This is a genomic window from Burkholderia lata (assembly GCF_000012945.1).
Taxonomy (GTDB): Bacteria; Pseudomonadota; Gammaproteobacteria; order Burkholderiales; family Burkholderiaceae; genus Burkholderia; species Burkholderia lata.
Genome location: NC_007511.1, coordinates 1,185,219 through 1,197,266, shown reverse-complemented (window position 1 = coordinate 1,197,266; position 12,048 = coordinate 1,185,219). Strand labels below are relative to the sequence as shown.

At 67.4% G+C, this 12,048-nt stretch carries 9 protein-coding genes; 1 reads left to right on the top strand and 8 read right to left on the bottom strand.

The annotated features are described in order from the left end of the window. Positions 1 to 85: 85 nt before the first annotated feature. The 7 genes from BCEP18194_RS28120 to BCEP18194_RS28090 form a co-directional block, all read right to left on the bottom strand. Positions 86 to 2,329, bottom strand: coding sequence for a tetratricopeptide repeat protein (locus BCEP18194_RS28120; RefSeq protein ID WP_011354674.1), 2,244 nt, complete (start codon positions 2,327 to 2,329; stop codon positions 86 to 88). Continuing rightward, positions 2,326 to 4,569, bottom strand: coding sequence for a tetratricopeptide repeat protein (locus BCEP18194_RS28115; RefSeq protein ID WP_011354673.1), 2,244 nt, complete (start codon positions 4,567 to 4,569; stop codon positions 2,326 to 2,328). The genes BCEP18194_RS28120 and BCEP18194_RS28115 overlap by 4 nt, the downstream gene beginning before the upstream one ends. 42 nt (positions 4,570 to 4,611) lie before the next feature. After that, positions 4,612 to 6,834 carry a tetratricopeptide repeat protein gene (locus tag BCEP18194_RS28110; RefSeq protein WP_011354672.1) on the bottom strand — a complete coding sequence of 741 codons (2,223 nt, stop codon included), beginning with the start codon at positions 6,832 to 6,834 and terminating at the stop codon, positions 4,612 to 4,614. A gap of 178 nt (positions 6,835 to 7,012) precedes the next feature. Beyond that, positions 7,013 to 7,693, bottom strand: a complete 681-nt coding sequence (locus tag BCEP18194_RS28105) for a PulJ/GspJ family protein (RefSeq protein WP_011354671.1) — start codon at positions 7,691 to 7,693, stop codon at positions 7,013 to 7,015. Continuing rightward, the gene (gene gspI, locus BCEP18194_RS28100) at positions 7,677 to 8,108 is read right to left on the bottom strand and encodes a type II secretion system minor pseudopilin GspI (RefSeq protein ID WP_050781659.1); all 432 of its coding nucleotides are present in this window, start codon (positions 8,106 to 8,108) and stop codon (positions 7,677 to 7,679) included. The genes BCEP18194_RS28105 and gspI overlap by 17 nt, the downstream gene beginning before the upstream one ends. Before the next feature lie 307 nt (positions 8,109 to 8,415). Continuing rightward, a complete protein-coding gene (locus BCEP18194_RS28095) occupies positions 8,416 to 8,622 on the bottom strand; it encodes a hypothetical protein (RefSeq protein WP_041493247.1) in 207 nt (68 codons plus the stop codon). 339 nt (positions 8,623 to 8,961) lie between these two features. Continuing rightward, positions 8,962 to 9,567 carry an alpha-ketoglutarate-dependent dioxygenase AlkB family protein gene (locus tag BCEP18194_RS28090; RefSeq protein ID WP_041493246.1) on the bottom strand — a complete coding sequence of 202 codons (606 nt, stop codon included), beginning with the start codon at positions 9,565 to 9,567 and terminating at the stop codon, positions 8,962 to 8,964. Between the two features lie 360 nt (positions 9,568 to 9,927). Here BCEP18194_RS28090 and BCEP18194_RS28085 point away from each other — a divergent pair, with 360 nt between their 5' ends. Beyond that, the gene (locus tag BCEP18194_RS28085) at positions 9,928 to 10,515 is read left to right on the top strand and encodes a malonic semialdehyde reductase (protein WP_011354667.1); all 588 of its coding nucleotides are present in this window, start codon (positions 9,928 to 9,930) and stop codon (positions 10,513 to 10,515) included. A gap of 73 nt (positions 10,516 to 10,588) precedes the next feature. On the opposite strand, the gene BCEP18194_RS28080 is transcribed toward BCEP18194_RS28085, so the two are convergent. Beyond that, positions 10,589 to 11,737: a metallophosphoesterase gene (locus BCEP18194_RS28080; RefSeq protein WP_011354666.1), complete on the bottom strand. Its 1,149-nt coding sequence runs from the start codon at positions 11,735 to 11,737 to the stop codon at positions 10,589 to 10,591. Between the last annotated feature and the right edge of the window lie 311 nt (positions 11,738 to 12,048).

Genomic DNA, 12,048 nt, shown 5'->3' with positions numbered 1-12,048 from the left:
AAGCGCGAATGGCAGCGACATGGCGACTGTTACGGACCATTCCGGCCGCCGTGAAAAGGTCCGTAGCTTTTGTCATGGAAGGCGGTCACGCCGCCACAGCGGGCGTGCGACGCACCGTGCCGAGTGCGTCGGCCACCTGGCCGATCACTGCCGGCCAGTCTCCGGGCCGCACCTGCCGGAACAGCCTCGCGGACGGATACCACGGGCAGTCGTCGCGCTCGAGCAACCAGCGCCAGTCCGGTACGCGCGGCAGCAGCATCCATACGGGCCGCCCGAGCGCGCCAGCCAGGTGCGCAACCGACGTGTCGACGCTGATCACGAGATCCAGCGTGTCGACCAGCGCAGCCGTTTCGGCGAAATTCGTGAGCGTGTCCGCAAACGACAGCACACCGCTCGCGGCAAACGCGTCCGCATCGCGTGCGCGTATCTGCGGTTGCAGGCTCACGAACGTCGCGTCGTGCGCTGCAACAAGCGGTAAGAGCGCGGCAAACGGTATTGAACGGTTTTCGTCGTTCGCATGGCGCGGGTTGCCCGACCATACGAGCCCGACTCGCAACCGGCCGGACGGCGAAATCGCATCGAGACGTTCTACCCACGCGTCGCGCCGTCGCGCATCGGCGCGCAGGTACGGCACGTCGGCCGGCACCGTATCGAGCGTCGTGCGAAACGCATACGGCAGGCTCATCAGCGGACACTGCAGGTCGAACGCCGGCATCGGCTGCCCTTCCGTGACGATCCGGCTCACGCCGCGCAGCGTGCCGAGCAGTTCGCCGAGCGCAGCCGGCGCCTCGACGATCACGGTCGCACCCCGGTCATGAACTAGGCTGGCGTATCGACAGAATTGCAGCGTATCGCCATAGCCCTGCTCCGCATGAAGCAGCACCGTCCGGCCCGCAAGCAACTCGTCGCCACGCCACATCGGTCGGTCCGCATGACGCCGATGAAGTACCACGTCGGACGCGCGCCAGCGCATCTCATGCTGCCGCCAGCCCGACTCAAAATCCCCCATCAGCAGCCGGCAGAACGCTTCCGAACGGCGTGCAGTGCCGTTGTGCGGATCGCGTTCACAGGCGAGCACATAATCGTCGAGCGCCGCGTCGTGCTCGCCCATCTGCTGACGCGCCACCGCCCGCGTATAAATCGCGTGCGCGGTATCGGCGGGCGCGTCGGCTGCCGCCGCGTGGCTCGCGAGCGCGTCGTCGTAACGACCGAGCTGCTGCAACGTCAGCCCACGGTTGTGCAGGAGTTCCACATGAGCGCCAGTCGTCGCAAGTGCTCGGTCGTAATGCGCCAGCGCGTCATCAAAAGCGCCGAGCGCGCGCAATGCGGCGGCGCGATTGCGCAGCGCGTCGATTTCGTCGGGTACCCGCGCGAGCGCCTCGCCGTATGCGATCGCGGCCTCGCTGTAGCGTTCGAGTCCGAGCAGTGCATTACCGCGGCCGACCCATGCAGCAACATGGTCGCGATCCAGTCCAATAACCCTGTCGCAACGCGTGAGAAGTGCATCGCGCGCATGCAGCAGATCGAGCGCGACGCAGCTCGCGAACAGCAACTGCACGTCGTTCGGTGTGCGGGTAAGCGCCTCGTCGAGGTACGCCAGCGCCTCGGCCGGACGGCCCAGTTCAGTCAGCACATAGCTGCATGCGTACACGAGTTCCGACGTCTTGCCGCGCGCGACCATCGCAAGCTGGTAACCATGCAACGCCTCTTCGCAACGACCCAGAATCCGCAATATATGAGCGCGCTCTGCATGCGCGTCCGGATCGTTCCGATCGACGTGCAGCGCACGCTCGACACTGATCAGTGCGTCGGCGGGTCGTCCGAGCTTCCGCAGCGCCTCGCCACGCTTGATCCAGGATGCGGCGAGATCGCGCGCACGTGTCAGCGCGCAATCGTATGCTGCAATTGCCTCCTCATATCTCCCGAGCGCAAGCAGCGCGTCTCCGCGCGCGGCGTAGGCCGGTGCATGACCCACGTCCCGTGCGAGTGCCAGATCGGCCGCCGCAAGCGCTTCCTGATGACGGCCGACGCCGGTCAACGCGGCAGCATGATTCGCCAGATTCCACGACTGATTCAACCCCAGCTGGATCGATCGCGCGATCAGTGGTTGCGCCCGCGTCGTATCGCCGAGTCGTAGATGAACAAGTCCGAGCAGATGCAGCGCTTCGACGTTGTCGGGCGACATCGTCAGCACACCCTCGTACAGCCGCCTCGCACCGACAAAGTCACGTTGCTCAAGTCGCGTGCGCGCATTGCGCAGCGCATCGTCGAGTGCTGCACGCAGCAAACCTGCGCCGGCTTCCATGCCTGTCGTCGGACGCACGTTCATCGCGGCCCTCCACCTACGATCGCGGGCAACTCGGCCGCGATCCGTTCGACAACGGGTGCCCATTGCCCACCTTCCGGCTGACGGAACAGTCGCGCGGACGGGTACCACGGGCTGTCGTCCCGATCGAGCAGCCAGCGAAAATCAGGCGTATGCGGAATCATCATCGCGAGCGGTCGGCCGAGCGCGCCAGCGAGATGCGCAACCGACGTATCGACACTGACCACGCAGTCCATCAGTTGAGCCAACGCCGCCGTATCGGCGAAGTCTCGCAGTTCATTGCCGACGAATCGGATCGGATTCGATTCGAGCACCGGACGATCCTCGTCGCGCACCACCTTCTGCAGACTGATCCAGTCGTACCTGTCATCGAGCAGCGGCAGCAGATCGGTCAGTGTCATTGAACGATTCCGATCATTTGAGTGCATCGGATTGCCGGACCAGACGAGCCCGACACGCGGACGGCCCGACGAGCCGAGCATGTCTTGCCAGCGCGCGACCAGCACCGGGTCGGCCCGCAGATACGGAACGCCAGCGGGAATCGACGCCAGGTCCGTACGGAATTCGAGCGGCAGGCTCAGCAGTGGGCAATGCAAGTCGAACTGCGGCAGCGGATCGCCGCGCGTGATCATCGTATCGATGCCGTCGAGCGTCGCCAACAGTGGCCGCAATTCAACTGGCGACTCGACCACGACACGCGCGCCGAGCGCCTTCACGAGCGGCACGTAGCGACAGAACTGCAGCGTGTCGCCGAGCCCCTGTTCGGCGTACAGCAAGATCGTCCTACCGTCGAGCGGCATTTCACGCTTCCATCGCGGTTGCACAAAATTGCGTCGACTGCCATCGAGCTGCGTATCGCGCCAACGCCATTCATACTCGGCCCAACCCGCTTCGAAATCGCCGATCGACAGGCACAGGAACGCACGCATGCAGTGCGCGAGCACGTAGTCGGGATCGATCTCGATCGCATCCGCGTAGGCCTGCCGAGCGGCGTCGTGCTGCCGCAGCGCACGCAGGGCGTTAGCTTGATGAAAATGCGCAAGCTTGTCGCGCGGCGTCGCCTCGATCACGCGCGCGAAATCGTCGAGCGCGGCCTCGTAGCGGTGCGTCTCGAGCTGCACGCGGCCGCGCGTGAACCAGGCTGGCACGTAGCCCGCATCGAGCGCAAGCGCACGGTCGCACATGTCGCGCGCATCGTCGTGACGTTCGATGCGCATCAGCGCGCTCGCGTAGTTGCACAGCACGCCGGTGCTGCGCGGTTCCGCGTCGAGTGCACGCGCGTAGCTGTCGGCCGCGTCGCGATAGCGTTCCAGGTGGCTGGCCGCGTTGCCGCGGTTCGCCAGTGCCCGTGCGTGGCGCGGATCGATCGCGAGCACACGGTCGCAGCGCACGAGCGCTTCGTCGTGCCGGCCCAGCAGCTCGAGCGCGATCGAGCTGTTGAAGATCGCATCGATGAAAGTCGGGCTCGCCGCGATCGCCGCATTGAAATCCGCGAGCGCGCGCTCGGGATCCTGCAGATCGAGATACGCGACACCGCGCAGGAACAGCACTTCGGTGCTGCCGGGCATCTGAGCGAGCGCGTAGCCGTAGCTGTCGACTGCATCGCGGAAGCGGCCGAGTTCGCGCAGCGCGAGGCCGCGTCCGCGCATCGCATCGAACGAACGCCCGGCCAGCGCGATCGACCGATCGCAATCGGCAAGCGCTTCGTCGTGACGGCCGAGCGCGCGCAGCATGTCGCTGCGCTTCACATAGCCGTCGGCAAAACCAGGCGTCAACTCGAGCAGCCGATCGTAGACCGTACATGCGTCGTCGTACCGGGCGAGCTGCCCGAGCAGGCCCGCGCGCTGAAACAGTACGCGCTGGTGAACCGGGTTGATCGCGAGTGCTTCGTCGAGGCGCACGAGCGCGTCGTGCTCCCGCCCGAGCCCGGTCAGCACCGCCGCGTAATTCGCGAGCGCGAGCGGCACCGGCCGGTGCTCGATCGAGCGCCGCATCAGCGGCTCGGCGTCGTCGAGCCGCCCTTGCTGGAAGCGCACCGCGCCGAGCAGGTGCAGCGCCTCCGGATGCTCGGGATCGAGCGTCAGCAATTCGGTATACGCGTGCTCCGCATGCTGCAGCGCGCCCTCGTGGTGCGCCTTGCGCGCGCGCAGGAGCAGCCGTTCGAGTTGCGCGGTATCGGGCGGACGGCGATCCGGCGCGACCGGCGCGCTCGCGAGTGTCGTCCCTTCCCCGTTCGGTGTCATCGTGTGGCCCCCACTTGTCGCTGTTGGTATCGCGTGTCGTGTCTAACGTGTCATCGGCCCGATCGCGGCACGCACCGCGTCGATCGCGCCTGTCCAGTCCCCCGGCACGGCCTGCCGGAACAGCCGCGCGGACGGATACCACGGGCTGTCGCCGCGCGTGCGCATCCAGCGCCACTCCGCCGGATCGGGCAGCAGCACCCAGACCGCGTGGCCCAGCGCACCCGCCAGATGCGCGACGGCGGAATCGACCGCAATCACGAGATCCAGCGCGCCGATCAGCGCGGCCGTGTCGGCGAAGTCGCCGAGTTCGTCGTCGACGCGACGCACCGGCGCACCCGCGAGCAGCGCCTCGTCGCGTTCGCGCACGGGCTTTTGCAGACTGATCCAGTCGACGTCGAGATCGAACAGCGGCGCGAGCCACGAGAAATCGATCGACCGGTTGTGATCATTCCGGTGCTCCGGATTGCCGGCCCATGCGATCCCGATCCGCGGCCGGCGCCGCTCGCCGAGCAGCGCGTCCCACTGGCGCGTGCGCTGCGGGTCGGCATGCAGATAGGCGCCGGCATGCGGAATCGTGGCTTCGTCGGTGCGAAACGCATGTGGCAGGCTCAACAACGGGGCCTGGCAGTCGAACGCCGGCAATGGTTCGCCGCGCGCGATCACGTGGGCCGCGCCGGACAGCGACGCCATCAGCGCGCGCAGTTGCGGCTGCACCTCGAACACGACTCGCGCGCCACGTGCGGCCACCAGCGGCACATAGCGGCAAAAATGCAGCGTGTCGCCGAATCCTTGTTCCGCATGAATCAGCACCGTCCGACCGTCGAGCGGCGTGTCGCCCTGCCACGCCGGCTGCGTGAACGGCCGGTAGTGCCGCGCAAGCTGCGCATCGCGCAGCCGCCATTCGTACTCGGGCCAGCCGCGCGCGAAATCGCCTTCGATCAGATACAACGACGCACGTGCGAAATGCGCTTCGGCGTAATCGGGTTGCAGCGCGATCGCGCGGTCGTACGAGGCAAGCGCATCGTCCGTGCGCGCCGTTTCGAAATGCAGGTTGCCGCGGTTGAGCCAGTTCGTCGCGTGATCGGGACGCAGCGCGAGCGCACGGTCGAGCGACGCCATCGCTTCGTCGTAGCGATGCAGGTCCTGCAGCACGCTGCTGCGGTTGGTCCACGCTTCGGCGAACCGCGCGTCGCGCGCAAGCGCGGCGTCGTAGCTGGCCAGCGCGTCGTCGTAACGCTTCAGGTAACGCAACGCGGTGCCGCGATTGCACAACGTCTCCGCCGAATGCGGATCGAGCGCCAGCGCACGCGCATAGGCCACCAGCGCGTCATCGTGGCGCTTGAGCTGCAGTAGCGCGTTGCCACGGCTCGCATGGGCGCGAACATGATCCGGATCGAAACTCAGCACGCGCTCGCAACGGGCGAGCGCTTCGTCCGCGCGGCCGAGCCGTTCGAGCGCGACCGCGCTGTTGTAAAGCACGTCGATCCGCGCGGGATCGGCAGCGATCGCTTCGTTGAACGCGTCGAGCGCCTCGCCCGGCCGATCGAGATCGATCAGCGTGCGGCCGCGCTCGGCCATGATCGCGGCCATGCCGGGCCGGATCGCATTGGCGCGCTCGAAGCACTGCAGCGCATCGGCCGGCCGCTGTAGCTCGCGCAGTACGAGGCCGCGGTTGAACCACGATTCGAACGAACGCGGGTCGACCATCAGCGCGCGATCGTAGGTATCGAGCGCCTCGTCGAAACGACTCAGCGCACGCAGCGCGCTGCCGCGATTGCAAAGCGCATCGAGCACCAGCGGCGACACCGCGAGCGCGCGGTCGAATGACGCCAGCGCCTCGTCAGGGCGGCGCAGCCCGAGCAGCGTGTTGCCGCGGCGCACGAGCGTCTGCACGTCGTCGGGCGTCGCTCGCAGCGCGGCCGCGAAATGCTCGAGCGCCTCGCCGACACGGCCACGCTCGCCGGCGATCGCGCCGAGATCCGACAGCACGCGCGTGCCGGGTGCGATCGCAACCGACTGGCGCAGCAACGCTTCGGCGTCGTCGGCCGCCCCGCGCTGGAACTGCAGGATGCCGTACAGGTGCAATGCCTGGGGATTGTCCGGCTCCTTCTCGAGCACGGCGAGATATTCGCGCGCCGCGTCGTCGAATCGTCCGGCGCTGTGCCAGTTTTGTGCGCGGCTCAGGATCGCCGCCGATTGCCGTTGTTCGCGCGCGTCGAGTCCCGACGCGCCCGCGTGTGCATCATGCCGGTGCTCGACCGTCACGTTCGCCCCCTTCCCGTTTGCCGATGCCGCCGCCGATCCGGTTCGATGGAACCGGTCGCGGCGGCCATGCTCGTCACGAGACTAACGGACGGGCAATAACAGATGTATGACGAAAGTTACGGACCATTTTGTCCGGGGGACGGAACACACGCCGTGCCGGGGGCCGCGCGCGCCGCCGTCACTGGCCGATCGGGATCGTCCGCACGTATTCGACCGCCGGCGCGCCCATCGTGACCGAGAAGCGAACGCCGCGCGGCACCGGCACGCCGATCGACGTGAAGTTGCTGATGCCGTGCTGCGCGAGAAACTGCGCATACGACTGTTCGATGACGGCCTGGCTCGTCGTCCATCCGCCGGGCGGAATCCACACGGAAAGCTGCATCGAGCGCGCATCATTGCTGACCACCACGCGCGCGAACCCATCCATGTGATGCAGCGCGTCGTCGACTTCGACGAGCGACGCGAGCGGCTGCGACGCACTGCGCACGAGCTCGCGCCCCTTGAGCTGGTAGCGCACCACCTGCATCTGCGTCGGCCCGCCGCCGACCCCGAGATGGCGCACCATCACGAGTTCGCCCGGGCGGATGCGCAGCGGCGGCCCGAATACTTCATCGGGCGTCACGAGGTTCGTCAGGTCGAACTGCAGTTGAGAGAAGTAGCGGCCGAGCAGACGCGTTTGCGCCAGATTCGACGCAATATCGTCGCGGCCGCGGATCGTCGCATCGAGACCGCGCCACGACAACAGCGCGATCACGGCGAGCAGCGCAATCGCGACCAGCATCTCGATCAGCGTGAAGCCGCGGGCACGGGCACGGTTGCCGGCACGCGCTGCCGCGCGCGGGTCAGCGGCGCGCTTCATTCTGGATCACCGTGACGACTTCCGCGAGCACGTTGCGGCTCGACGCGGACGGATACACGCTCACCGTCACGCGACGCACGAGCGGGCTCGGCAGCGCGGCCACCGACTGGCGGCACACGAACCGGTAGCGCCCCTGCGGGCAGGCAAACGTGTTGGTGCCGACGGACGGCCAGGTCGATGCAATGCGGATTTCGCCGAGCGCGTTGTCGGCGCTCCACAACGCGAGCAGCCGCATGCGCGCCATGTCGGTATCCGACGCGAGCGCGCCGATCGCGCGCATCACGGCGCCGAGCGCCACGGCGACGATCGCCAGCGCGATCAGCACCTCGATCAGCGTGAATCCCCGTTCCGGCGCCCGCGCCGTGCGCGATCCGCCGCATGCCTGGCGGTTGTAGTCGGTTCTGTCGTCGCACATGACCTGCATTCTTGTCGATGGGTCAGCGTCCGGCGTCCGGCATTCGAATCGCGGCACGAAGCCGCATCGCCGGCGCGACGGACGCCGTGCAGCGACGTTAAGCGTGGCGTATGGCACACACGTGTCGAATGGTACGGACCATTTGGCGCGGCGGGCTCAGGCGGACGGGCGTGCAAACACGCCGCACGCACTGTCGCGCGAAGCGCGACAGGCGACGGAAAACTGAAAACGATCGGGAAAGAACCACCCGGCGGCGGGCGGCAAGCGATGAAGACGAGCCTCGGGCGGCGGGATCGACGCGACGGCGTCAGGCCGTCACGGCGTCGTCATACTCGGCGCGGGCAAGCTGGCCGGCGGCGTAGGCCTCGGCTTCGCCGCGAAAGCCTTCCTGGCTGAACGCAACGACTTTCACGCCAACGCCGGTCGCCCGCTTCACCGTCAGCGCCCATTGCCATCCGCCGTCTTGTTCAAAGACGTGCAGCGAGGGTTCGAAGGAAGGGTCGAATACGGTCACGCGTTTTGCTCCTGCCCCCTTGCGCACCGCATCGGCAACGCTTGGGGCATGTCGAAAGGATCGCGCCGGGATGCGACGCGCTTCTGCCATTCGACAGTCTAGTCAAGGATTGTTGCGACGCACCATCAGAGGTTTCACTCATCTATCGGAACCGGGCGGTCGATCGAATTTTCCTGAAACCTATATGGCACGGGCCTCAGCGCCGTTTCAACGCGCCCGGTTCGGCACTCGTGCGGCAACGTGCCGCACACGCGACTGCTTGCCTGCATCGATCGCCGGTGAATCGAAAAAAGGGGCGCGAATCGTCCGGCGATCCAGGCACCTCGGCGGCGACGGTGGTTACCGGCCCGTACCAACCGGCATCACGCGCCGAAACGTCAGGTTCACGCGCTCGCCCTGCACGCCCGGCGCCTTCGGCACGCGGTGCTGCCATTCGGCCTGCGTGCGCCCGTGCATCACGAGCAGGCTGCCATGCCCGAGGCGATACGCATGCGTGACACCGGTCTTGCGATGGCGAAGGTCGAACACGCGCATCGCGCCGAGGCTCACCGATGCGATCACCGGCGCATCGCCCAGTTCGGGCTCGTTGTCCGCATGCCAGCCGAGGCTGTCCTGCCCGTTGCGGTAGCGATTGAGCAGCACGCTGTTGAAACGCGCGCCGGACGTCGCCTCGACCGCGCGTTTCAAGTCGAGCACGGCCGGCGTCCACGGCGCCGGCACGTTGCGGATCCCCGAATACACGTAGACGGCATCCGGCTCGCCCTGCCATGCGGTCAGCCGCGGCAACGGAATGCGTCCGCGCGGCGTGCGGATCGTGTCCTGCTGCCACGCGACCTCGCCGATCAACGCGGCCAGCACGCGATCGGCATCGGACGGCGCCAGCCAGTCCGGGTACCAGTCCACGTCGGGTGCGGGCGTGTCAGCGAAGAGATCGGGTGTCGACATGTCGGGAGAAACGGGCGATGAACGGAGCGAACAGTGCATGCCTGCATACTAGCCAACGGCGTCGCACACTGCCATGCGCTGTCATTCGCTGACAAGAGGAATCCGCCGTGCCCGCGGTTCTCGGTTCTCGGTTCTCGGTTCGCGGTTCTCGGTTCGCGGTTCGCGGTTCGCGGTTCGCGGTTCGCGGTTCGCGGTTCGCGGTTCGCGGTTCGCGGTTCGCGGTTCGCGGTTCGCGGTTCGCGGTTCGCGCATCACGCTATCATCGCGGCGTGTCGCGGCCCGCCTTGCCGAAGCGTGCCGCATTGTTTCCTCTGCCCGGTCGGCTCGCCCCGGCCGCTTTCCTTCCGGATCCCATCCATCATGACGACGCTGTCCGACTCCGCTCTCGACCAACTGTTTCTCTCCGCGCGCACGCACAACGCGTGGCAGGACAAACCTGTCGACGACGCACTGCTGCACCGGCTGATCGACCTGACGAAATTCGGCCCGACGTCGGCGAACGCGAGCCCCGCACGCTTCGTGTTCGTCAAGTCGCCCGAGGCGAAGGCGCGCCTGAAGCCCGCGCTGTCCGAAGGCAATCTCGCGAAGACGATGGCCGCGCCGGTCACCGTGATCGTCGGCATGGACATGGCATTCCATGAGCACCTGCCGCGCCTGTTCCCGCACGCCGACGCACGCAGCTGGTTCGCCGGCAACGATGCGCTGATCGAGACCACCGCGTTCCGCAATTCGTCGCTGCAGGGCGCATACCTGATCCTGGCCGCGCGCGCACTCGGCCTCGACGCGGGCCCGATGTCCGGCTTCGACGGCGCGAAGGTCGACGCCGCGTTCTTCGCGGGCACCGCGATCAGGAGCAACTTCCTCGTGAATCTCGGCTACGGCGATCCGGCCGGCCTGTTCCCGCGCAGCCCGCGCTTCGACTTCGACGACATCGCCCGCATCGAGTGACGGCTGCCGGTCGGGGCCGGTTCCCGCTGATGACGGGTCGGAGCCGGCCTCTTTTGAAACGGGGGAGCGTGCGCTACGCGCCGCGCGTCAGCCGGATCAGCGTGATCTCGGACGGCACGCCGAAGCGGTTCGGCGGCCCCCAGTATCCGGTGCCGCGGCTCGTATAGAGCCACAGATCGCCGAAGCGGCTCAGCCCGCCGATCACCGGCTGCTGCAGCCGCACGAACGGTGGCCACGGCAGAAACTGGCCGCCGTGCGTATGCCCCGACAACTGCACGGTAAAGCCGGCGCGGTTCGCCGCTTCCGCACTGCGCGGCTGGTGCGCGAGCAGGATCTTCGTGCCGACGTCGCGCGGCGCACCCGCGAGCGCCTGCACGGGATCGCTGCGATGGGCGGGATCGAACCCGCCCGCCGTGAAATCGGTGACGCCCGCGAGCACCGCGTGCGCACCGTCGTGCTCGATCAGCACGTGTTCGTTGAGCAGCACCGTCAGCCCGATGCGCCGGAACTCGTCGATCCACGCATGCGCGCCCGCGTAATACTCGTGGTTGCCCGTCACCAGGAAGCTGCCGTGCCGCGACTGCATGCGGCCAAGCGGCGCCGTGTGCTCGCGCAGGCGCTTGACCGAGCCGTCGACCACGTCGCCCGTCACGACGACGAGGTCGGCATCGAGCGCATTGACCGCACGCACGATCCGTTCGACATAGGGCCGCTTGATCGTCGGCCCGACGTGGATGTCGGACAGTTGCACGATCGTCAGCCCGTCGAGCCCGGCCGGCAGCCCCGCGACCGGGATCGACACACGCTTGACCGCCGCCGTGCGGCGCGCACCGACGAACCCGATCACGGTGACGAATACCGCACCGGCCAGCACGCCGAGCGCCGTGTCGGTCGCGGCGGCAGGCCACGCGCCGTCGTGCCCGAATTGCCGCCATCCGGACACGCCGAGCAGCACGAATTCGCGGAGGAACGTCAGCAGGAGCAGCGACGAGAAGAAGCCCATCACGAGCGAACCGGCCCACCCGGCCAGCGTCGCGGCCCAACCTTCGTCGAAGCGGCGCGAGAACATGCCGACCGGGATCAGCACGACGAAGCTCGCCAGCACGAGCGCCGCGATCGTGCGCGCGACCGGCGACGTAAACGCATCGGGAATGATCCGTATCCCGACGTACAGATGGAACAGCACGCCGATTGCAATGAACCGGACAAAGAAACTTCGCATGGAATGCTCACCTTCGTTGCGATACCGATACCGCTTCCGCGTCGCGTGTTGCACGAGGCCTTGAGGCCCCGTACCGCGCGTCGCGCCATACGTACGATGGTACACAGATCGCAGCTTTGACGACCGGTCGCCGGCCGGGCTTCGACGCCGCTCGTCGCAGCGCTCGACCGCGGCTGCATCGGCCCGCCCGACGCGAGCGACGTTGACGCTTTCCTGAAACCCGTCGTTACCGACAGGCGGCGCGCGCTGCGCTTGCCCATCCAGGTCAGCCATTTCGAGAACGGCGTCCGGATGATCGACGCGAACGTCCG

Bases quoted from the DNA above. Each gene is read 5' to 3' on its own strand.
- BCEP18194_RS28120 (WP_011354674.1), bottom strand. From the start codon at position 2,329: ATGAACGTGCGTCCGACGACAGGCATGGAAGCCGGCGCAGGTTTGCTG.
- BCEP18194_RS28115 (WP_011354673.1), bottom strand. From the start codon at position 4,569: ATGACACCGAACGGGGAAGGGACGACACTCGCGAGCGCGCCGGTCGCG.
- BCEP18194_RS28105 (WP_011354671.1), bottom strand. From the start codon at position 7,693: ATGAAGCGCGCCGCTGACCCGCGCGCGGCAGCGCGTGCCGGCAACCGT.
- gspI (WP_050781659.1), bottom strand. From the start codon at position 8,108: ATGTGCGACGACAGAACCGACTACAACCGCCAGGCATGCGGCGGATCG.
- BCEP18194_RS28090 (WP_041493246.1), bottom strand. From the start codon at position 9,567: ATGTCGACACCCGATCTCTTCGCTGACACGCCCGCACCCGACGTGGAC.
- BCEP18194_RS28085 (WP_011354667.1), top strand. From the start codon at position 9,928: ATGACGACGCTGTCCGACTCCGCTCTCGACCAACTGTTTCTCTCCGCG.
- BCEP18194_RS28080 (WP_011354666.1), bottom strand. From the start codon at position 11,737: ATGCGAAGTTTCTTTGTCCGGTTCATTGCAATCGGCGTGCTGTTCCAT.